This window comes from Psychrobacter sp. VH5 (assembly GCF_050572635.1).
In the GTDB taxonomy this organism is placed as follows: domain Bacteria; phylum Pseudomonadota; class Gammaproteobacteria; order Pseudomonadales; family Moraxellaceae; genus Psychrobacter; species Psychrobacter celer.
In genome coordinates, this window is the sequence record NZ_CP192145.1 from 1,279,915 (window position 1) to 1,301,086 (window position 21,172).

The following is a 21,172-nucleotide window of genomic DNA, read 5'->3' on the forward strand; positions in this document are numbered from 1 at the left end:
GAGTGATGCGTCCCATCTATTGTTTGTACTGATCCCATAAACCGCCATGACGCAACTGGCACCTACGCAAAAAAGAAAGAAAAAGGACATTCTTATGACAATCACCAATCAATCATTACTCGAGCGCCGTAAAGCTATTCTACCAACTGGACTTGGTGTGGCCTTTCCTGTCTTTGCAGAAAAAGCCAAAAACTCAGAAGTTTGGGATGTAGAAGGCAATCGCTATATCGACTTTATCGGCGGTATCTCTGTACTTAACACCGGCCACAGCCACCCCAAAATCACCCAGCGTGTCCATGAGCAGCTAGACAAGTTTACCCATACCGCCGCGCAAATCATGAACTACGAGTGCTATGTCGATCTGGCCGAAAAGCTCTGCGAAAAAGCGCCCATCAGCGGTGACAAAAAAGCCTTGTTTTTGACCACTGGCGCAGAGGCGGTCGAAAACTGCGTCAAGATTGCTCGTGCCAAAACTGGGCGTCCAGGTATTATCTCTTTTGTCGGTGGCTGGCATGGCCGCACCTCCATGTGCATGAGCTTGACAGGTAAAGTATTGCCATACAAAAAGAACTTCGGTCCGATGCCAGGCCCTGTGTTTCATGCTTTATTTCCAGCAGAAGAGCTGAACGTCACCGAAGCCCAAGCCCTGCATAGCCTTGAGATGATTTTTCAAGCAGACATCGACCCTAGCGAAGTGGCCGCGATGATCATCGAGCCGGTACAAGGCGAGGGCGGTTTTCACCAAGTGACGCCGTCATTTGCCAAAGCGCTGCGCGAGATTTGTGATGAGCATGGCATCGTTCTTATCTTTGATGAAGTGCAGTGCGGTTTTGCTCGTACAGGCACCTTGTTTGCTGGTGAGCAATTGGGCGTTGAGCCAGATCTTATGACCAGTGCCAAGAGTTTGGCAGGTGGTTATCCTATCTCTGCGGTCATCGGCCGTGCTGATATCATGGATGCGCCGCAAGTTGGCGGTTTGGGCGGCACATACTCTGGCAACCCGCTTGCCTGTGTGGCCGCTTTGGCCGTGATGGAAGTTATCGAAGAAGAAAACCTACTGGCGCGTAGTGTGGAGATTGGCGATAAAATCGCAACTTTCTTAAAAGGCCTAAACTTAAGTACTATCGGTCATATCCGCTACAAAGGCGCGATGTTGGCATTTGAATTGATCGATAGTGATGGCAAGCCGGATGCCGCAGCAACTGCTGATCTAAAAGCCAAAGCCTTTGAGCAAGGCTTGCTGCTTGCCTCTTGCGGTATGTACGGCAATGCCATCCGTGTGATGGTGCCGCTGACAGTCGAAGATGAAGTACTCCAAGAAGGCCTAGATATCATCAAAAATATCTTAACCGCCTAGTTTATGTTTTTAACTCAATCGGTGGTCATCTACCTTGGCTTACGATTGAATCCTGTATGGTGTGATGTACCCTTGTCAATCAAGCGGTGTTCTTGGTTGGCAGGGTTAGGTTTATACAGCAAGATTGCCCATGATGGCACTCGCTTTGAGTACATTTTTTCTAACGGCGCCTTGCAAGTCAAGACGCCGTTGCTATTTTTGTCGTTTGCCTATTAAGCAAGATGCAAACGACGGCATGGACAAAAAGGGATATATGATAATTATGAAGGGAACTATCCCGCTAAACAAAAAATAGTGTAACCATCAAAGGTTCACACGGATGACATACAGACAAGGAGTAGGTTATGTCTGAATTGAAAAAATCGTTAGGGACGCTAGATATTATTGCCTTAGCATTCGGTGCTATGGTTGGCTGGGGCTGGGTAGTCTTGGCTGGCGGTTGGATTTTGTCTGCAGGAACGTGGGGCGCAATGCTGGCGTTTTTGATAGGCGGTTTGGCCGTGATACTAATCGGTGTGACGTATGCTGAGCTGGCCGCTTCTATGCCGATTACAGGCGGCGAGCATACTTATACGCATCGAGCACTGGGGGTAAATGTCTCCTTTATCTGCTCATGGAGCATTTTATTTGGGTATTTTTCGGTGGTGGCGTTTGAAGCGGTCGCCCTGCCAACGGTGGTCGAGTATTTTATTCCCAATTACAACCAAGGCTATCTTTGGACCATCGCCGGCTGGGATGTCTATGCCACCTGGGTAGGCGTTGGGATGCTGGGTTCTATTATTGTCACTTGGCTAAATATTCGTGGTATGGAAGTCAGTGCATGGTTCCAAAAAACAGCGGTACTGGGTATTTTATTTGTCGGTACGCTACTGTTTATCGGTGCGGTACTGTTTAATCCTGAAAATACAAACTCTGTACAAGCCCCCGCCTTTATCGCTGGTATCGGCGGTATTATGGCCGTCATCGTGATGGTGCCCTTTATGTTTGTCGGGTTTGATGTCATCCCGCAGGCAGCAGAAGAGATTGACCTGACGCGTCCCAATATTGGTAAGTTTTTGATTGTCTCTATCATTGTGGCGGTGTTGTGGTATGTGGGTATTGCGTGGAGTGTGGGCACCACTTTACCGCTGATACAAGCAGAGAATTCAACGCTTGCGACCGCAGATGCGATGACCAATGCTTGGCAGGGCAAGTGGGCTGGTATCTTATTGGTTATCGGCGGTGTACTGGGTATTTTATCCAGCTGGAATGCCTTTTTGATTGGTGGCAGCCGTCTACTTTATGCCATGTCAAAAGCACATATGTTGCCAGCGTTTTTGGGCAAGCTGCATCCTAAATATAACACACCCGCCAATGCGATCTTATTAATCGGAGGTCTTGCGACGCTTGCGCCATTATTTGGTCGCAAGATGCTGGTATGGATCGTCGATGCAGGCGGTTTTGGGATTGTCATCGCTTATAGCTGTGTGGCGATCTCCTTTTTGGTGCTGCGTTACCGCGAGCCTGATATGGTACGTCCATTTAAGATACCGGCAGGTAAGCTGGTCGGTATGGTGACGATTGCGCTGAGCATTGGTCTGTTGATGCTATATATGCCAGGCATGCCATCAGCACTGACCGCAGTTGAGTGGTGGATCTTCCTTGGCTGGACGGTGCTGGGCATTGTGTTATATAGCTATGCACGTATCAAATACCCTGGTATCAGTGAGTCGATCATGGCAGAAGAGTTGCGTCAATTAAAGATCGTCAACCAACTGTGGCTCAAGGACAATCCGCCTAAATGCTAAGATCGGTAAAGAGAGCCGCTCTGAAAATAGAAAGAAAGCTTAAAACCGCGGGCTTCTCATCGCCCAAAACAGCAGCCTGACAGTTCATGTTAGGCTGCTGTTTTGTCATTGGGCGTGGCCAAGGTGCATTAAGACTTGTCACGAATCAGCTTATGGTTTAAAAACTCAGTGATACCCAGCGTGCCAAGCTCGCGGCCAAACCCTGAGCGTTTGACCCCGCCAAATGGCGTATTTGCCTCGCTACCAGAAGGGGCGTTGATGGTCACCATACCGACGTCTAGCTTGTCGGCGATATCAGCAGCCAAGTCAGCATCTTGCGTCTGAATAGAAGCGCCAAGACCAAATGGCACGTCATTGGCGATCTGGATAGCATGCTCGATATCACGCGCCTTATAGACGACGGCCACAGGACCAAACAACTCCTCACGGTAGACATCCATCGACTCATCGACATCAGTCAGAACGGCAGGCGCAAACCACGCGCCGGGTTTGTCTTTGATCATCCCGCCCTCGACCAGTACCGTGGCACCGGCTTTGATGGCGCTGTCTAACTGTGCTTGTAAGTTGGTTGCGGCGGCTTTTGAGGACATTGGGCCGATAAAGGTGCGCTCATCAAGGGGGTCTGCCAGTGTCATGTCGCGGACGGCATTGGTAAAGCCCTCAACGAACTTGTCATAGACCGACTCGATGATGATCAGGCGCTTGGCTGCATTACAGGCTTGTCCGGTATTGCCAAACCGCCCTGAGATTGCCCCTTTGACGGCTTGCTCGATTTAAAGGCACACGTCACCCTGATTGGCGCGAGGTAGAAGGGTTTTATGAGCCGCACTTAGAAGACAGCAGTCAGCCGCTCGAAGTGCAGTATCAGCCCGTCCATGACGTCATCATCGAGCCTGCAGGTAGGCTGGCGGCGTTTGGCAAAAAATGGCATGTGAACTCCTTGCACAAACAAGCCATCAATAAAGTCGGTGAGCGCTTGTTGGTAGAGGCGCTGGCACCTGATGGCCTAGTCGAGGCGATAAGCTTATCTGAGCATCCATTTATGATTAGTGTGCAGTGGCATCCTGAGTTAAACTATGAAAAAGACAACTTGTCCAAGTTTCTATTCACGGAATTTATTCACTATGCCAGCAAACAACGCACTGAATAACGAAGAAGATCATAGAGATACCAACCCCCCCCTGATGCCAGCTGTGACGCCAGTACCGATACCGATAATGAGGCGAATAACGATGCCGATGCCATTAAAGGAATCGATAATGAAGGCGATGATAAGGGGGCCGATGACGACAGTGTTTGCAGCGATGATGACGCAGGAGACGATAGTCTGCCAAGCGCCGCGCCCGCCGAGACAGAGGCATCTGTTGAAGAAGATATCGGCAAAAAAATCAACCAATTACGCTTGGCCAAAGGCTACTCACAGCGCAAGCTGGCCAAGCTGGCAGGGCTGACCAATACCTCTATCAGCTCTATAGAGCGCAACAAAGTTAGCCCAGCGGTCAACACGCTAAAGGCGATTTTGACTGTGCTTGGCTCTGATCTGACCACGTTTTTTAGTGATGAGTGGAAAGAGCCAAAAGCCCGTGTGGTGGTCACACCAAAAGACTTGCTAGAGCTGAGTGAGGCGGGTAGTCGGGTGTCGCTAAAACAAGTGTATAACTGCAGCACCACAAAAAACTTGGGGTTTTTGATTGAGACTTATCAGCCTAATAGTTCGACAGAAGAAAAAATCGCCCACGAGGGCGAGGAGATCGGCACGGTTATTGAAGGCAAGATTTTGATCCGTGTCGAAGAGACCACCTATCTGCTCAATCAAGGCGACAGCTATGTGATTGATACAATGAAGCCGCATACTTTTATTAACCCAAGCGATAGTATCACCCGTATCGTCAGTGCGCACACGCCGACGACTTACTAAGTCACGCTGTTGTCATGGTGGGTTGTTGTTTGATACTGTGTCGTCTGCTGCCTTAGCGCTTGAAGCGTCTGAACGTAAAGTGTCTGAGTCTAAAGTGGTCGGCTCTGATTCTGGCTGTGACGGTGTTTCTGGTTTCGGCTTGGGTTTTTCTTTACTCAGCTTAATTTTTGTATGGCTATCGATTGGGTCGATTTTTACATAAGTAGACTCAGGAATGGATTTTGCTACTCGCTTAAGGCTTTTATTGATTCGTTTGACCGCTGCGGCGTCCTGTGCCGCTTGCTCCTCAGCCAGTGATGCGTCATACAGTGATTGATAAACCTCAAGAGTCGCCTCAATCATCTCACGCATGGTAAATTTGGAGGTCATCTCAGGGCGCGTGACACTCTCTAGCTGATTGCGAACCGCTTTACAAAGTGCCTTGGCGTTGTACTCTTTGACCAGCCCTTGCGGATATAACGGCTGTAATATCTCACTGAATGCCGCTTGATCCCAGCCAATGACGGGGGTGCCTAGGTGAATCGCTTGTAGGGCGTTGATACCAATAGACTCAGGCTCATTGGCGAGCGCCATGACGATATTGGCCGCTGATAGCCACTCGCGCATGTCATTGCGCTTGCTACCCACGTAGGTGATGCGCTCGGCCAGCCCAAGTGTATTGGTACGCTGCCGAAAGTCCTCGTGTACCACGTCACCATCTCTATAATCATCGTCCATGATGATGACATGAATATTGGGAAATTGCTCCTGCAAATTGCCCAAAATATCAATCAGCCACTCTTGACCATATTCATTACCAATGACGGTGGGAAATACCAGCCATTTTTTGTGCTCAAGCTCAGGATACTCGGCAAAGGTGTGCCGTAGCCAATAGACAGATGGATTGTGCCGATAAGGGTAACGGCGGGTATCGACGCCGCGGTAAATACGTTTGATGACCTTGGGTCCTGCGTCTTCTCGGCGCAGGCCTTTTTTTAGGTAGTTGGTGACACTATCGGAGACAGTAATCATGACGTCGACATCGAGCAGCGCTTGGGAGTATTTATTGATCGGATAAAAGCCGTACATGGTCGACACCAGCTTGGGCATGCGCTTTAGGCGCGCGCGGCGCAAGGCCAGATGTAGTATCCATGCAGGCGTACGCGAGTGCAAATGTATCACATCGGGGTCGTATTTTTCGATCAGATGGCGTAGGGCGTTGACGCGCAGCAACGACAGCCACGATTTTTTATTCATGTGCAGCTGATGATAATGGTTGCCATCACGCTTGAGACGTTTGACCAGATCGTTTTCTTCATCGGCGCTTGAGACGATGATAGAGGTGTGACCGTTTTTGACCAAGGCGCGGCCAAGATGAAAAATACCGCGCTCGGATTCATCATGCTTTAAAGACGATAATAAGCGCATCACTTTCATAGCAGCAAGGGTCACCAAATCAAATATGAAGTTGCTATTGTCAGTTAAAAGTGGCAAAAACTCAACCACGAAGATAAAGGATGGGAACGAAAAAACATTAGCGCCGCTTTTGGATATGCTCGGCATTGGGTAGTATTTGTTTTTCGCTCAAGTATTTCCAGTAGCGCTGCGGTAAGTATTGCCGATGCAGGCGTGGGTTTTTGCGCTCAGTTATATTGACGTTGGTAAAGTAGCCTTGCCAAAACTGCTGATAGCGCCGCTCATCTGCGCTATGAATGCTGGCAGGGCGGCGCAGGACGGCATCATCTAGATCAGTGATGGTCTGCAAGGCGGCAGGGCGCGTGGCTGTACTGTTACTTTTGTCATAATAAATGCCGTAGCCGCGCGTTATATCATAAATCGCCCAATGCTGGTCTTGATAGCGCTGCCGAAAATGCTCACCTATGAGTGGCAGCACATTAAAGTCCGGCTCCACGCGGGCGAAGTAAATATCATCGGTGGTGTGCTCAAAGCGCACAAAGGCTTCCATGCGGTGTTTTTCACGGCCGACAGATTTGACCGTTTGCACCAGCTCGAGCACATGCAAATTGCCGACATCCTGCATGATATGGCGATTGGGATAATCGATGGCGTATTTGACCACCCAAAATAACGTTGTGCCGATGTGCTCTTTTTCTGATAAAAACCCCCATAGCAAGTTGCGCATACCTGAGCGGCCGAGCAGCTGGTTTAGCTTGACTAGCACGCGCTCAGCATGTTCCTCATTAGCCACAACGCTGGTTGCTTGAGCAATCAATGAGGGTACATAACAGTCTTGGGCAATTAATTGTAGTGCTTCATCGTCATGTAATTTATTAGCATAAACATAGAAGACAGCACTTAACCACCCTTCAAAACTTGGCTCATAAAGCACAATACTGGGTGTCAATTGACCAACAGGGTACGCGGTGTGTGGGGCCATCTCTAGCATATATGCTCCTTTTTAAAACAGTGCTAATTGCCCACTACGCTGATCCTTATATTTGGTCTGTGTTTGCGCCAGCACATATTGGCGGAAGTTCTCACGGGTCAGATGGGCGAGATGCTCGTTTTTACCAGTGGTGGCGATGAAATATTTGGCACGATTGACCGCCGCGCCCATTTTTTTGAGATGATAAAGGGTCAACTGATTAAACTTACGCGCTGTCACAATCTTTTTGGCGGTTTTGGTACCGATACCTGGGATGCGTACAATCATCTCATAGCTTGCTGTTTGGATATTGACAGGGAAATGCTCGCGATGACGGATAGCCCAAGCGAGCTTTGGATCACAGTCTAAATCGAGAAATGGTGACTCAGGCTCTACGATTTCATGCGCGCCAAAACCATAAAAACGCATTAGCCAATCCGCTTGATAAAGGCGGTTTTCGCGCACCATGGGCACCGGCGTGCCTATCGCTGGCAAGCGATTGTCAGAGAGCATCGGCACGTACCCTGAGTAGTAGACGCGTTTGAGATCATAAGTTTGATAAAAATGACTCGATAGCTGAATCACTTGTAAGTCTGTCTCGTTACTAGCCCCAACTATCATTTGACTGGTTTGACCAGCTGGCGTGAACTTTGGCGCTTTTTTATGGGTTTTACGGCTTTCACGAATTGTGACGATTTCTTCTTTTACCGTCTGCATCGGCGCTTTTAGCTCGTCGTGAGATTTTTCTGGAGCGAGCAACGCCAGCCCTGATTTGGTAGGAATCTCGATATTGACGCTCAAGCGGTCTGCATAAAGCCCCGCTTCTAACAATAGCTCTTTTGACGCGCCGGGGATGGTTTTTAGATGAATGTAGCCGTTAAAGCGCTCACGAGTACGCAGTATCTTGGCGACCTCGACCAGTCGCTCCATGGTGTAGTCGCCATTTTTAAAAATACCTGAGCTGAGAAACAGCCCCTCGATATAGTTACGGCGATAAAACTGCATGGTCAAATCCACCACTTCTTCCACTGTAAAGGCGGCGCGCGGGGTGTCATTGCTTTTACGTGACGTACAATAAGCACAGTCGTATATACAGTGATTAGTTAAGAGGATTTTGAGCAAGCTGACGCAGCGACCGTCTTCGGTATAGCTGTGGCAAATGCCTGTCTTTGAAGCATCACCGAGGCCACCGCCTTGATTTTTGCGCGTGCCAGCGGAGGAGGAACAAGACAAATCGTATTTTGCCGCATCTGCCAAAATATTGAGCTTGCCTTGCAATCGTTCATAATTGATGGTTGCCATAAGCGTGATCTACCAAATCATTTATAGATATGTATTTTAGCAAAATCAGGCTTAAGTCGTTGTATTTATAGGATAATATACAAAACTACACGTCAGGTAGTGTCGCAAGATACGTCATAAAAAGGTCTTGCTGACTATAAAACGAACCGGCAAGACCTTTTGTTATTTTCAGAGTGATTAAATAACCAGACTCTAAAATATAGTCTTTACTGAACCTTTGCTCGTATGACAACGGTCTGAGCAGCATTTGGACTTAGGTCAGCCAAATTCCACTTAAGACCAGAATAGTTCTCTTTGATGACCACGGTATTGCCAACTTGCTGGATGGTCTGATAGCTGTCGCCGCCAGTGGTGGCCTGTGTGGGTAGCGGGCTATTTAAGGACAGCAATTGCACGCCATTTGGCAGCGACACCATGGCATTGATGTCAGTGACGGGTTGTGCGGTGGTATTGAGATAAGTGGTGCGATATTCAATCACGTCACCAGGGGCGATATGGTTGGCAGGTACGGCTATTTCGCGGCCGTCGCTGTTTTTTAATATCTTCATGACCTTGGTTTGTGCATTAACAATGCCAGGGGTGCTAAAAGTTGGCGTCAATTGCAAGGTATCTACAGAGGTGGATACGATTTGCGTCGTTGCTGGCGGGTTTGTCACGACGGTGGTCGTAGGAGCGGTAATGACATCGACGTGGCTGGTTTTTTGGGTCAGCTGCTCGGTGACAGGTACGCTAGTGACCGTGGTGCGGCCTTGGGTCACGACCGTATCGTTGCCACTTTGGTGCACCGTATAGCGTGGCACTGTGGTCACTTGCGTGACCGCATAGGGCATACCGTCTTTCATCGTAATACCGTTGGGCGTTGCTGTAATAGTGGCTGTTTTGCCATCAGCGTACTGCTCAACGACGGTCGTGCTACTGCCAGCAGATGCGTTGATGGTCACTTCAGGCGCAGCATGTACTAAGTTGGCCGCAAGCAATGCGCCGGTAAAAAAAAGAGAAACCGCCATCGCTACAGATGCTTTTTGGGGGATGGTTTTGTGATTAGTAACCACAGGTATCGATGTCAAGCTCATAAAAGACTCCTTAAAAAATAACAGTCAATATCACCAATCATAAAGCGGCAAAAGGTAACGGCCTAAACAAAACCCCCGCTAAATGACACGGTAATACATGCCAAATAACGGGGGTATCGAGTACTGATGACAGTCAATTATAATCACGCTTTAACTGCGCTATTTAACTATCAAGCCGTCATTATTTTGAATAATAGTGCATCAATGAGCCACTTTACTTGAGATTTGCACGCAAACTTGTCATGATTATGCGGCAAAACAAATTGAGTATAAAAGTGGCATTGTGTAACTGCTATAAAAAAGGTGTCTATAATACCTGCTACTTATTAGGGCCTGTTGAGCATTCACAAATAGTCTCTGTCAGTGCTATGGTTGAATTTTCAACACGCCCTAAGCAGATAAAAATGGGCGCTATTGGTCATAGATGACTTTCATGATTTCGTACTCCACCATACCTTTTGGCGTTTCGATACGTACTTCATCACCTTCAAACTTGCCAATCAGACCGCGAGCGATGGGTGAGTTGACAGAGATTTTGCCTGCTTTAAAATCCGCTTCATCGTCACCGACGATTTTGTATTGTTTTTCTTCTTCGGTATCCATGTTTTCGATGACTACGCTCACACCGAATACCACTCGACCATCGTTTGGCAAGGTCGTTGGGTCAATGACCTGTGCGGCGCCGAGCTTGGCTTCGATGTCGCGAATACGCGCTTCACAAAACCCTTGCTGCTCGCGTGCCGCATGGTATTCAGCGTTTTCTTTTAGATCACCGTGCTCGCGGGCTTCGGCGATGGCGGCGGTGATACGAGGGCGATCGACACTTTTTAGCTGTTTTAGTTCGGCTTCTAGCGCCGCGTGTCCTTGGGGAGTCATGGGGTAACGTTGCATGTTTTTTCCTTAAATCAATAACATCACACCACCTCAGATGAGATGGTGTCTGTGTTGTTGCAATGGGTTTGATATATAAAGAGTTATATTGTATCAAGCATAAAGATACGAGGAGCGGTGGCAAACGCAGCGCAGGCTACGACGGGTAGTCCTTGCTCATGTCTGACTGGCTCTGCTGATCTTTATACATGGTACGAAAAGGCTAAACAGATCATGGGTCGGCGCATTTACCAACGGGCAGATGCGCATGTGATCTTACATAATAAAAAGCATAGTCGCAGTTTAGCCACTATGCTTTTTGGGTCTATCTTGGTAAACGTCTTCTCAAGCATTATTGTCGTATCAAAACGCTTGACACGTTTTGTCGCTGCGTTTTATTTGCTTGACGATAATGCTTAATCTACTGAAATTATTGGGCCGCGTCAACCACCTTTGCTTGCTCGTGCAAATCTTGTAGCTTATAGACATCAAATGGCAAGTCGATGGCATAAGATTTACAGACAGCATCCGCTGCACCTAAGGTCGTGACATAAAACACTTTATTCTGTAGCGCGCTGCGGCGGATAGAGAATGAATCCTCTTGCGCCTGCTTGCCCTCGGTAGTATTTATAATAAGGTCGATTTTGCCGTTTTTCAAGGCATCAACGATATGCGGACGACCTTCGGTGACTTTGTTGATCTGAGTGCTGGCAATACCGGCTTCGCTGAGCACCTTTTGCGTACCCGTCGTTGAGACGATATTAAAGCCAAAATCAGCAAGCTGACGCGCGATAGGGGCGATTTGTGCCTTGTCGCTATCACGAACCGAGATAAAGGCCGTTTTGGTTTCGCCTTCAACAGGAAGGCCTGGCAGGCGCTCGTTACTACCGATAATGGCCTTATAAAACGCTTCGCCAAAGGTTTTACCAACGCCCATGACCTCACCAGTTGATTTCATCTCAGGGCTCAAGATAGGATCGACCCCCGGGAACTTGGCAAACGGGAAGACCGCTTCTTTTACTGCGTAAAACGAAGGAACGATCTCGGTAGTAAAGCCTTGATCTTTTAATGACGTGCCAGCCATACAGCGCGCTGCCACTTGCGCCAATGAGGTGCCAATGCACTTAGAGACAAACGGTACGGTACGAGCGGCACGTGGGTTCACTTCTAGAATGTAAACGGTGTTACCTTTTACCGCGAATTGGACGTTCATTAGGCCGACCACGCCAAGCTCTTTTGCCATCGCTACCGTCTGCGCACGCATGGTATCGCAAAGCTCATCCGATAATGAGTAAGGCGGTAATGAACATGCCGAGTCGCCAGAGTGGACGCCTGCTTGTTCGATATGCTGCATAATACCGCCGATTACCACATCAGTGCCGTCACAAACACAGTCGACATCGACCTCAATGGCATCATCTAAAAAGCGGTCTAATAAGACGGGCGCTTCGTTTGATGCTTGTACAGCGGTACGCAAGTAGTGTTTTAGCTCGTCTTCGTTATAGACAATTTCCATTGCTCGGCCACCCAAGACGTATGATGGGCGAACGACTAACGGATAGCCGACGTCTTTGGCTTTCACCAAGCCGTCTTCTAGGCTGGTCGCTAGCGCGTTTGATGGCTGCACGAGGTTTAGCTGCTGAATCATGTGCTGGAAGCGCTCACGGTCTTCAGCGCGGTCGATGGCATCAGGGCTGGTACCGATGATTTTTACGCCAGCAGATTCTAACGCGCGCGCCAGTTTCAATGGTGTCTGTCCGCCAAACTGCACGATGACGCCGTCTGGGTTTTCGATACGGACGATCTCTAGCACGTCTTCTAGCGTGATTGGCTCAAAGTAGAGGCGGTCTGAGGTGTCATAATCGGTCGAGACGGTTTCTGGGTTACAGTTGACCATGATGGTTTCATAGCCGTCTTCGCGCATGGCGAGGGCAGCATGGACACAGCAATAGTCAAACTCAATCCCTTGACCGATACGGTTAGGACCACCGCCGATCACCATGATTTTTTTCTTATCGGTTGGGTTGGCCTCGCATTCGCTGTCATAAGTTGAGTACATGTAGGCGGTGCTGGTGGCAAATTCTGCCGCACAGGTATCGACGCGCTTGTAGACTGGATAAATGGCTAAATCCCAGCGTTTTTTGCGTAATTGCTTTTGTGATATGCCGAGCAGCTTGGCCAAACGCAGGTCTGATAAGCCTTTACGCTTAAAGCTACGCATGTTTTCAGCGTTCAAGCCGCCAAAGCCTAAGGTTTTAACCTGTGCTTCAGTTTTGACGATGTCTTCGATCTGTACCAAAAACCATGGGTCAATTTTGGTGTAATTAAAGACGTCATCGACACTCATACCGACGCGGAAGGCATCAGCCAGATAATAAATGCGCTCAGGCGTTGGGATGGTTAGACGGTTGATAATCTCAGAACGCGCTTTGTCAGCCGGTACTTTTGTCAAATCGATTTGCTCATCAAAGCCGTCTGAGCCTGTTTCCATGCCGCGCAGGGCTTTTTGCATGGACTCTTGGAAGTTACGGCCGATTGCCATGACTTCACCGACTGACTTCATTTGCGTCGAGAGGATATTGTCCGATTGTGGGAATTTTTCAAAGTTAAAACGCGGGATTTTGGTGACGACATAGTCAAGCGCCGGCTCAAAGCTAGCTGGCGTTTTGCCGCCTGTGATGTCATTTTGCAATTCGTCTAGGGTATAACCAACGGCTAACTTTGCAGCGATTTTGGCAATCGGAAAACCCGTGGCTTTTGAGGCAAGGGCAGACGAGCGTGATACGCGAGGGTTCATCTCGATGACGACCATACGGCCCGTGTCTGGGTTAATACCGAACTGCACGTTTGAGCCGCCAGTTTCGACGCCAATCTCACGCAGTACCGCAAGCGAGGCATTACGCATGATTTGGTATTCTTTATCGGTCAAAGTCTGCGCAGGCGCGACAGTGATAGAGTCGCCCGTGTGTACGCCCATGGGGTCAAAGTTCTCAATCGCACAAATGATGATGCAGTTGTCGTTTTTGTCACGCACCACTTCCATCTCATACTCTTTCCAGCCGATGAGTGATTCATCGATAAGCAGCTGATGGGTCGGTGATAAGTCAAAGCCGCGCTCACAAATCTCGATGAACTCGTCACGGTTGTACGCGATACCGCCGCCTGAGCCGCCCATGGTGAATGACGGACGAATGATACATGGGTAGCCCATTTTTTCTTGGGTAGCAAAGGCTTCTTCCATGGTCTCAGCGACTTCAGCGCGTGGGCACTCAAGGCCGATACGCTTCATGGCTTGGTCAAACAGATCACGATCCTCTGCCATCTCAATCGCGTCTTTGGTCGCGCCAATCAGCTCGCAGTTATATTTGGTAAGGATGCCGTGCTTGTCCAAATCCAGCGCGCAGTTCAGCGCCGTTTGGCCGCCCATCGTCGGCAAAATAGCATCAGGGCGCTCTTTGGCGATGATTTGCTCGACTGTTTGCCAAGTAATTGGCTCGATATAGGTGGCATCGGCCATCACAGGGTCGGTCATGATGGTCGCAGGGTTTGAGTTGACCAAGATGACGCGGTAGCCTTCCTCGCGTAGCGCTTTACACGCCTGCGCGCCTGAGTAGTCAAACTCACATGCTTGGCCGATGACGATAGGGCCTGCGCCAATGATAAGAATGCTTTTTATGTCGGTACGTTTTGGCATAGTTAGGGCTACCTTCGTTTGGGTGATATTTTGAGTAATCTTTATTTTTAATAACGCTTATGGCGTTTTATACTTACAATGCGTTGTTACAGTACTGCTCAAACCGCTTTTAGCGATTCAAGCATTGACTTATTATCAAGCTATAATGAATCGTTAAGCTTGAGCAGTTTTAGCCGCTTCCATCATCTCAGCGAACTTATCAAACAGCGGCGCAGCATCATGCGGGCCAGGGCTGGCCTCTGGGTGACCTTGGAAGCTAAATACTGGCTTGTCGGTCAGCTCAATACCTTGGTTGGTACCATCAAACAGTGAACGGTGAGTCGATTTGACGTTGTCAGGTAGCGTGTCTTCATCGACAGCAAAACCATGGTTTTGACTGGTAATCATCACCGTCCCTGTGGCCAAATCTTGTACAGGATGGTTGGCGCCATGATGACCAGTTTTCATCTTGATGGTGCTAGCGCCGCTGGCTAGACCAATCAGCTGATGGCCTAGGCAGATACCAAAGGTCGGAATATCTGTCTCGGTGATGATGTGACGTACCGCGTCGATAGCATAGTCACAGGCGGCAGGGTCGCCGGGGCCATTGGATAAAAAGATACCGTCTGGGTTCATCGCCAGTACGTCTGCAATCGGCGTTTGCGCTGGTACCACCGTCACATGACAGCCGCGGTCGACCAGCATACGCAGGATGTTGGTTTTACTACCGAAGTCATAAGCGACGACGTTGTATTTAGAGTCGATGTGAGTGCCAAGCTGCTTAAAAAAGCCGCCTGTACCGCTATCATGGCTACCGGGTGCATCACGGTTTAGCAGTGTGTCAGACAAATCCCACGTCCCCGCTGTCCATTCGAAGTTTTCTTTAGTGCAGCACTCTTTTGCTAAGTCCATGCCTTTGATACCGGCAAACTCTTGTGCCAGTTTAATGGCTTGTTGCTCGTCATCAGGGGTGATGGTGTTGCCTTCGGCTGGAGTCATGATGCAGCCATGCTGCGCCCCCTGATCACGTAAGATGCGCGTCAGCTTACGGGTGTCGATATCGGCAATCGCGACCGTATCATTGCGCGTGAGGTAATCGGTTAATGATTCGGTATTACGAAAGCTTGAGGTTGCCATAGTGGCATCACGGATAATCAGACCTTCTGCCCATACTTTATGGGTGTTGCCAGATTCGCTGTCTTCACTGTTGGTGCCAGTATTACCGATATGCGGGTAGGTAAGAGTGACCAGCTGGCGCGCGTAGCTTGGGTCAGTTAGGATTTCTTGATACCCTGTCATGGCTGTATTAAACACCACCTCACCGACACGATGACCAAGGCTACCGATACTGACACCGCGAAAGATCGTACCGTCTGCTAGTGCCAAAATTGCTTGTATTTCTGCCGATGAATTCAAGGTTTGCCTCCGCTATTATTTGTGAGTTCTGTGACGATGCTTGTGGTTGGCTGTCGGTGTAAAGCCTTTGTTTTTAAGGTCTTGGGAATAATAAACCTCAAAAAAAATATAGGCTGCACACAAAAGTTGCCCACAAAAAAGCGAGAAGACATTATCGATGGAAACTACAAAACTCACTAGGTAGTGAATAGGTAACTTGCATCATGTCCGCTCGCTTAGGCACAGATTTTGCGCATTATATACAATGTAGACGCAGATAGCCAGCTGATTTTTAACACAGCACAAGCGCTGTGCCAAGTTGTCAGAATTAAGTTGGCCAGATGGGCGAGCGGCTACGATGAATAGCGCTGGATTTCTACAGTTGTCTTTGCCACAATGAGTCGTAACATCATGAACCGCAACATCGACCAATTAACCGAAGCGTTTTTTAGTAGGACAAGGAACCGTTATGATTTACCAGTATATAGACAAAACCCCTGAATTTGCTAGCCCCTTTCATGGCTGGGTGGCTGATAGCGCACAAGTGATTGGTGATGTGTATTTGGGCCATCAAGCCAGCGTCTGGTTTGGTGCGGTGATTCGCGGTGACAACGAGCGCATTCATATCGGTGACTATAGTAATATACAAGAAAACAGCGTCATCCATACCGATGCAGGTATCGAAGTCAAAATAGGTAATTATGTGACGATTGGGCATTTGGCAATGTTGCACGGCTGCGAGATTGGCGATAATAGTTTAATCGGAATCGGTGCGGTGGTGCTCAATCATGCCAAAATCGGTAAAAACTGCATCATCGGTGCCAAAGCCTTAGTCACAGAAGGTAAGGAAATCCCAGACAACTCACTGGTCATGGGCGCACCGGCCAAAGTGGTGAAAACCCTAACGGATGAGCAAGCAGCGATGTTAAAACTATCGGCCATGCACTATAGTGAGCGCTGTCAGAAGTTTAAAACTGGCCTCAAAGAAATAGCCATGCCTGAATGATAAGAAGTAATAAACGGCGGAGATGAGTGGCTCATTTTGTCGTTTCTCATTTTATCCGTTGTTCGTCTTATCGTCGCTGATATTGTGGTTGCGCGTATTTACGTCATGAGCATCATGACCAGCCAAATAACCGCAAAGATAGCAATCCCGATCATCAGACCTCGAAAGATATCATGACGTATAGAGTAGTCGTCGAGATAAGCGTTATTGCCAGCTTGCGGATTGTGTAAGGCATTGACACTCTCGGCACCGGCGTTTTTGCCGACAAAAAACCCAATAATGGCACCCAAAATCAGCAGGATGGGCGTAAACAACCAAAAAATATCGCCCGTGCCTAGATTGAATAAAGAACGAATCACGACGATAGCAAGATCGATAAACAACCCGCCAGCGCCATACAGCAAAGCTGTCAAGAGCGTGTATAAGATACGTGCCGTCGGAGACTGATAATCCTCTCCTCGTTGCCGCCGCCTAATCTCTTTGATAGAGCGGGCAGGGCGTCTCGGTCGACGAGAGGTGGTGGACTGGGGATTGGGCGTTTTCATAAGCTTCTCTGTTTTTATTATAAAGTTAGCATAATTTTGTTTGCTAAACAGTCGTATTCACGAAATATTACCGAGTCATGGAAGATGGGGTGCCACCAATTATCACCCAACTTTTAACCCTTCTTTACCAATCATCGTTTTATCACTCACCATAAGGCTTTATTATGCAGGCAGCACAACCGATAGCAAAAGAACTGGCGCTTTTTGATTTGGATCATACTTTGCTCGATGTCGATAGTGACTATCTTTGGGGCGAGTATATCGTCAAGCACAATCTGGTCGATGAGGCCGAATATCGTACGGCCAATCAAAAGTTTTATCAGGACTATATCGAAGGCACGCTCGATGCCACTGAGTACAATGAGTTTGTCGCGCAGTTTTTGAGCAGCTTACCGATGGAGAGGCTACACGCGTTACGCGAAGACTATATCAAGTCTGAGATCGAGCCGCACATCCGCCCAAAAGCGATGGAGGTGCTCTGTCAGCATGTGGAAAAAGGGCATGATGTGGTGATAATCTCCGCGACCAATGATTTTGTGGTGTCTGCCATCGCAAAGCGTTTTGGGGTTGAGGCTGGCAATGTATTATCGACGCCGCTTGAGATAAAAGACGCCCGCTATACCGGCAAGCTCACCGACAAGCCAAACTTTAAAGAAGGTAAGATTTATCATCTCGATAAGTGGCTAAATAAGCAGCAGCTCGCTGGCGTTCGCTTTGAAAAAACTTATGCGTATTCAGATTCTAAAAATGACATCCCGCTGCTAGAATGGGCGGACGTCGCAGTCTGCGTGTCTCCTGATGACGTGCTGCATGCTCATGCGCTGGCGCATCGCTGGGCGGTCGAAGATTGGTCGATTGAGGCTGGTCAATGAGCCGCTACCAGTCAGCGCACAATTAATCCATTATGTAACTGAAATCTCATTTAAAATAGCGCCCGAGTGCGACCTTTATTTTTTAGCAAAAAAACAGGACTATTTATGGAAATCAATCCGTATCAAGAAAAAATCAAAGACTTATCTGAGCGAGGACAGGACCTTCGGAGGTATCTTTGACTTCGATGGTAAGCAAGAGCGCCTAGAAGAAATCAATTTGGAATTAGAAAATCCCGAGCTATGGAACGATCCTGAGCGCGCGACCAAGATTAATAAAGAAAAAAGTCAGCTTGATGGTGTCATTGACGTGGTGATATCGCTTGAGACTACCTTGGCAGATGCCTCTGCCATGCTCGAGCTGGCGGTCGAGGCAGAGGACGAGTCACTGCTGGCTGACGTGCAAAGCGAGCTAGATAGTGCCGAGACGCGTGTGGCGGACTTGGAGTTTCGCCGTATGTTTAGCGGCGAGATGGACCCAAACAACTGCTACTTAGACATTCAGTCGGGTAGTGGCGGCACCGAAGCACAAGACTGGGCTGAGATGCTGCTGCGGATGTATACGCGCTGGGCGGAGTCACATGGCTTTAAGGTCGAGGTCATCGAAGTGTCGTCTGGTAGTGTCGCTGGGATTAAATCAGCGACGATCGAGATCAAAGGCGACTATGCGTTTGGCTGGCTGCGTACCGAGATTGGTGTGCATCGCCTAGTGCGTAAGTCACCATTTGATAGCAACAATGGCCGTCATACGTCATTTGCCGCTGTTTTTGTTTCGCCTGAGATTGACGACAACGTCGAGATTGATATTAATCCGGCCGATCTGCGTATCGATACCTACCGCTCATCGGGCGCGGGCGGTCAGCACGTCAACACCACTGATTCTGCGGTGCGTATTACCCACGAGCCAACTGGCGTGGTGGTCACGTGCCAAAACGAGCGTAGCCAGCATGGCAACAAAGCCACTGCCATGAAAATGCTGCGCGCCAAGCTTTATGAGCTTGAGATGCAAAAACGTATGGAAAAACAGCAAGCGGTCGAAGACAATAAGTCTGACGTCGGCTGGGGCAGTCAAATTCGCTCGTATGTGCTCGATGACTCACGTATCAAGGACTTGCGTACTGGCGTTGAGACGTTTAATACCAGCGCGGTACTCGATGGTGATCTCGATCAATTCATCGAAGCCAGCCTTAAAGCAGGACTGTAAGGTTTATCAACACATTTTAAACACCATTTCTTAAGGAAAAGTTATGCCAAGTGTAAATAGTTATTTTGACGATAAAGTCACGTCGATCGCCTTTCAGACAGCCACTCTGCCAGCGACTGTCGGCGTGATGGAAATTGGGGAGTATGAATTTGGCACCAGCGAATTTGAGACCATGAGTGTGGTGAGCGGCGCGTTGACCGTTAAACTGCCAGAAAGTAGCGAATGGCAGACCTTTGATGCTGGCGAGTCATTTACCGTTGAAGCCAATCAGAAGTTTGGCGTAAAAGTAGAGGTTGAGACCGCTTATTTATGCACTTATGGTAAATAAAGCTTTTTAGATTTGTCGTCGTCATATTGACACTAGCCATAAAAAACGCCAAGTATTAAATGCTTGGCGTTTTTTTATGCTAATTGAACGGCTATTTACACAGTATTACACTTTGCTTGTGGCAAGCAAATAGTAAAAACTGCCGCAATTCATTATGCTAAAGCGTCTATTTTATCAATCGAGTATTTTTTATGGCGAAGTTAGACCAGCAAACAACTCCGCAAGATATACGCCATGATTATGAACATTTAGCACGCTTGGCAAACCTGCGTTATGTCAGCGACGATGAACCTGGGTTTACCCGTCGGCGTTGGGGTCGTGGCTTTACCTATCGTGATGCGGCAGGCAAGACGGTAAAAGACAAAGCGCTGCGTCAGCGCTTTGATGCGCTGGTGATACCGCCGATGTGGTCAGAGGTGTGGATATGCCAAGACGAAAAAGGCCATCTGCAATCGACAGGCCGCGATGACAAAGCGCGCAAGCAGTACCTGTATCATCCGGAGTGGAACCGCGTGCGCGATCACGCCAAGTTTGCCGCGATGATAGGGTTTGCGACCGCCTTGCCCACGCTGCGGGCGCAAGTCGAAAAAGATCTAGAAGCTGCGCCGTTATCACGCGCCAATGTATTAGCCGCCGTGGTCAAGTTATTGGAAACTACCCTTATTCGTATCGGTAATAGTCGCTATGCAAAGATGAATAAAAGCTATGGCCTGAGTACGCTGCGCAGTAAGCACGTGAGCGAGACGGATAACGGTCTGGCGTTTGATTTTGTCGGTAAAAGTGCTAAAGAGCATCATATCGAGCTGCAAGACGAGCGCTTGATTGAAATTGTGCAAGCCTGTAGTGAGCTGCCAGGGTATCAGATTTTTAAATATTTAGATGAAAATGGTGACAAGCAAGTTGTGGATAGCAGCGATGTCAATGACTACTTGCGCCGTCATCTGTGTGCGGATACAGAGGCGCACAAACAGCCGAGCAGCGATGACTTGGAGGGTCTTACATCGGGCAAATTGTACAGTGCAAAGGACTTTCGTACTTGGATGGCCAGTGTACTGGCAGCGAGCTATCTGTATGATGAGCTGCAGACCTCGGCAGGCCGGAAAATCTTAGCCAGCCCACCGGCTAGCAAGGCGCGTCAGCAGCTGGTTACCGATATGGTGAAGAGCGTGGCCGAAGAGCTTGGCAATACGCCAGCGGTATGCCGTGCTTCTTATATTCATCCGATGCTTATCGAACGGTTTTTGGCAGGTCAGTTTTTTGAAACATACAAACACGCCCGACGCGGCCGTAGCAAAAAGCACCAAAGCTGTGAAGAAAAAGCGCTATTAAGCTGCCTGTGTACTTGGCAATAACCTGTGGGCTTAGCAATGAGACGTTATGTCGCATAAGCCTGCCATGGCGATGACAGGATAAGTCATATGCAATTGCGCTGAACGGTCATAACTATATAGAAACTAAATAGATAAAAACTACGTAGAAA

17 protein-coding genes and 1 pseudogene are annotated in these 21,172 nt (G+C 48.6%); 9 read left to right on the forward strand and 9 right to left on the reverse strand.

Going from position 1 to position 21,172, the window contains the following annotated elements; genetic code table 11:
* The first annotated feature begins 94 nt into the window (after nt 1-94).
* Both gabT and ACNFVB_RS05440 read left to right on the forward strand, forming a co-directional pair.
* Nucleotides 95-1,357 (forward strand): 4-aminobutyrate--2-oxoglutarate transaminase, encoded by a 1,263-nt coding sequence (gene gabT / locus ACNFVB_RS05435; protein WP_192992973.1) that lies wholly within the window; start codon nt 95-97, stop codon nt 1,355-1,357.
* Nucleotides 1,358-1,701: 344 nt separating this feature from the next.
* Nucleotides 1,702-3,144, forward strand: coding sequence for an APC family permease (locus ACNFVB_RS05440; protein WP_430738339.1), 1,443 nt, complete (start codon nt 1,702-1,704; stop codon nt 3,142-3,144).
* 128 nt (nt 3,145-3,272) lie between these two features.
* Here the strand turns inward: ACNFVB_RS05440 and ACNFVB_RS05445 are convergent, their stop codons facing one another.
* Entirely contained in the window at nt 3,273-3,917 is a 645-nt protein-coding gene (locus tag ACNFVB_RS05445) for an aldehyde dehydrogenase family protein (RefSeq protein ID WP_430738474.1), read from the reverse strand.
* Nucleotides 3,918-3,934: 17 nt separating this feature from the next.
* On the opposite strand from ACNFVB_RS05445, the pseudogene ACNFVB_RS05450 reads away from it, so the two are divergent.
* Nucleotides 3,935-4,294: pseudogene (locus ACNFVB_RS05450) on the forward strand (gamma-glutamyl-gamma-aminobutyrate hydrolase family protein); the annotation flags it as partial.
* Nucleotides 4,295-4,531: 237 nt separating this feature from the next.
* Nucleotides 4,532-5,062, forward strand: a complete 531-nt coding sequence (locus ACNFVB_RS05455; protein WP_430738475.1) for a cupin domain-containing protein — start codon at nt 4,532-4,534, stop codon at nt 5,060-5,062.
* Nucleotides 5,063-5,074: 12 nt separating this feature from the next.
* Here ACNFVB_RS05455 and ACNFVB_RS05460 read toward each other — a convergent pair whose 3' ends face one another.
* The 7 genes from ACNFVB_RS05460 to carA form a co-directional block, all read right to left on the reverse strand.
* Nucleotides 5,075-6,535, reverse strand: a complete 1,461-nt coding sequence (locus ACNFVB_RS05460; RefSeq protein WP_430738340.1) for a glycosyltransferase — start codon at nt 6,533-6,535, stop codon at nt 5,075-5,077.
* 40 nt (nt 6,536-6,575) lie between these two features.
* Nucleotides 6,576-7,448 (reverse strand): TIGR03915 family putative DNA repair protein, encoded by an 873-nt coding sequence (locus ACNFVB_RS05465; RefSeq protein ID WP_430738341.1) that lies wholly within the window; start codon nt 7,446-7,448, stop codon nt 6,576-6,578.
* Between the two features lie 12 nt (nt 7,449-7,460).
* Complete coding sequence (locus ACNFVB_RS05470; RefSeq protein ID WP_430738342.1) at nt 7,461-8,729, reverse strand: putative DNA modification/repair radical SAM protein; 1,269 nt, start codon at nt 8,727-8,729, stop codon at nt 7,461-7,463.
* A gap of 206 nt (nt 8,730-8,935) precedes the next feature.
* The gene (locus ACNFVB_RS05475; protein WP_430738343.1) at nt 8,936-9,802 is read right to left on the reverse strand and encodes a hypothetical protein; all 867 of its coding nucleotides are present in this window, start codon (nt 9,800-9,802) and stop codon (nt 8,936-8,938) included.
* Nucleotides 9,803-10,213: 411 nt separating this feature from the next.
* A complete protein-coding gene (gene greA / locus ACNFVB_RS05480) occupies nt 10,214-10,693 on the reverse strand; it encodes a transcription elongation factor GreA (RefSeq protein ID WP_105245143.1) in 480 nt (159 codons plus the stop codon).
* Between the two features lie 409 nt (nt 10,694-11,102).
* Complete coding sequence (carB, locus tag ACNFVB_RS05485) at nt 11,103-14,366, reverse strand: carbamoyl-phosphate synthase large subunit (RefSeq protein WP_289056892.1); 3,264 nt, start codon at nt 14,364-14,366, stop codon at nt 11,103-11,105.
* A gap of 153 nt (nt 14,367-14,519) precedes the next feature.
* A complete protein-coding gene (gene carA / locus ACNFVB_RS05490) occupies nt 14,520-15,761 on the reverse strand; it encodes a glutamine-hydrolyzing carbamoyl-phosphate synthase small subunit (RefSeq protein ID WP_430738344.1) in 1,242 nt (413 codons plus the stop codon).
* Nucleotides 15,762-16,209: 448 nt separating this feature from the next.
* Here carA and ACNFVB_RS05495 point away from each other — a divergent pair, with 448 nt between their 5' ends.
* Nucleotides 16,210-16,746 carry a gamma carbonic anhydrase family protein gene (locus ACNFVB_RS05495; protein ID WP_430738345.1) on the forward strand — a complete coding sequence of 179 codons (537 nt, stop codon included), beginning with the start codon at nt 16,210-16,212 and terminating at the stop codon, nt 16,744-16,746.
* Nucleotides 16,747-16,844: 98 nt separating this feature from the next.
* On the opposite strand, the gene ACNFVB_RS05500 is transcribed toward ACNFVB_RS05495, so the two are convergent.
* Nucleotides 16,845-17,291 carry a hypothetical protein gene (locus tag ACNFVB_RS05500; protein WP_430738346.1) on the reverse strand — a complete coding sequence of 149 codons (447 nt, stop codon included), beginning with the start codon at nt 17,289-17,291 and terminating at the stop codon, nt 16,845-16,847.
* A 164-nt stretch (nt 17,292-17,455) separates the two neighbouring features.
* Here ACNFVB_RS05500 and ACNFVB_RS05505 point away from each other — a divergent pair, with 164 nt between their 5' ends.
* From ACNFVB_RS05505 to ACNFVB_RS05520, 4 genes are all read left to right on the forward strand, one after another.
* Nucleotides 17,456-18,163 (forward strand): HAD family hydrolase, encoded by a 708-nt coding sequence (locus ACNFVB_RS05505; RefSeq protein ID WP_430738347.1) that lies wholly within the window; start codon nt 17,456-17,458, stop codon nt 18,161-18,163.
* Between the two features lie 105 nt (nt 18,164-18,268).
* A protein-coding gene (gene prfB, locus ACNFVB_RS05510) for a peptide chain release factor 2 (RefSeq protein WP_201586389.1) occupies nt 18,269-19,364 on the forward strand; the annotation gives its coding sequence in 2 pieces (ribosomal slippage) (nt 18,269-18,340 and nt 18,342-19,364; 1,095 coding nt in all).
* A 43-nt stretch (nt 19,365-19,407) separates the two neighbouring features.
* Nucleotides 19,408-19,692 (forward strand): pyrimidine/purine nucleoside phosphorylase, encoded by a 285-nt coding sequence (locus tag ACNFVB_RS05515; RefSeq protein WP_192993871.1) that lies wholly within the window; start codon nt 19,408-19,410, stop codon nt 19,690-19,692.
* Between the two features lie 191 nt (nt 19,693-19,883).
* On the forward strand, nt 19,884-21,044 hold the full coding sequence (locus tag ACNFVB_RS05520; protein WP_430738348.1) for a DNA topoisomerase IB: 1,161 nt from the start codon (nt 19,884-19,886) through the stop codon (nt 21,042-21,044).
* Nucleotides 21,045-21,172: the final 128 nt, after the last annotated feature.

Coding starts and splice junctions, on each gene's coding strand:
- gabT (WP_192992973.1), top strand. CDS start 95: ATGACAATCACCAATCAATCATTACTCGAGCGCCGTAAAGCTATTCTA.
- ACNFVB_RS05440 (WP_430738339.1), top strand. CDS start 1,702: ATGTCTGAATTGAAAAAATCGTTAGGGACGCTAGATATTATTGCCTTA.
- ACNFVB_RS05465 (WP_430738341.1), bottom strand. CDS start 7,448: ATGCTAGAGATGGCCCCACACACCGCGTACCCTGTTGGTCAATTGACA.
- ACNFVB_RS05470 (WP_430738342.1), bottom strand. CDS start 8,729: ATGGCAACCATCAATTATGAACGATTGCAAGGCAAGCTCAATATTTTG.
- ACNFVB_RS05475 (WP_430738343.1), bottom strand. CDS start 9,802: ATGAGCTTGACATCGATACCTGTGGTTACTAATCACAAAACCATCCCC.
- greA (WP_105245143.1), bottom strand. CDS start 10,693: ATGCAACGTTACCCCATGACTCCCCAAGGACACGCGGCGCTAGAAGCC.
- carB (WP_289056892.1), bottom strand. CDS start 14,366: ATGCCAAAACGTACCGACATAAAAAGCATTCTTATCATTGGCGCAGGC.
- ACNFVB_RS05495 (WP_430738345.1), top strand. CDS start 16,210: ATGATTTACCAGTATATAGACAAAACCCCTGAATTTGCTAGCCCCTTT.
- ACNFVB_RS05500 (WP_430738346.1), bottom strand. CDS start 17,291: ATGAAAACGCCCAATCCCCAGTCCACCACCTCTCGTCGACCGAGACGC.
- ACNFVB_RS05505 (WP_430738347.1), top strand. CDS start 17,456: ATGCAGGCAGCACAACCGATAGCAAAAGAACTGGCGCTTTTTGATTTG.
- ACNFVB_RS05515 (WP_192993871.1), top strand. CDS start 19,408: ATGCCAAGTGTAAATAGTTATTTTGACGATAAAGTCACGTCGATCGCC.
- ACNFVB_RS05520 (WP_430738348.1), top strand. CDS start 19,884: ATGGCGAAGTTAGACCAGCAAACAACTCCGCAAGATATACGCCATGAT.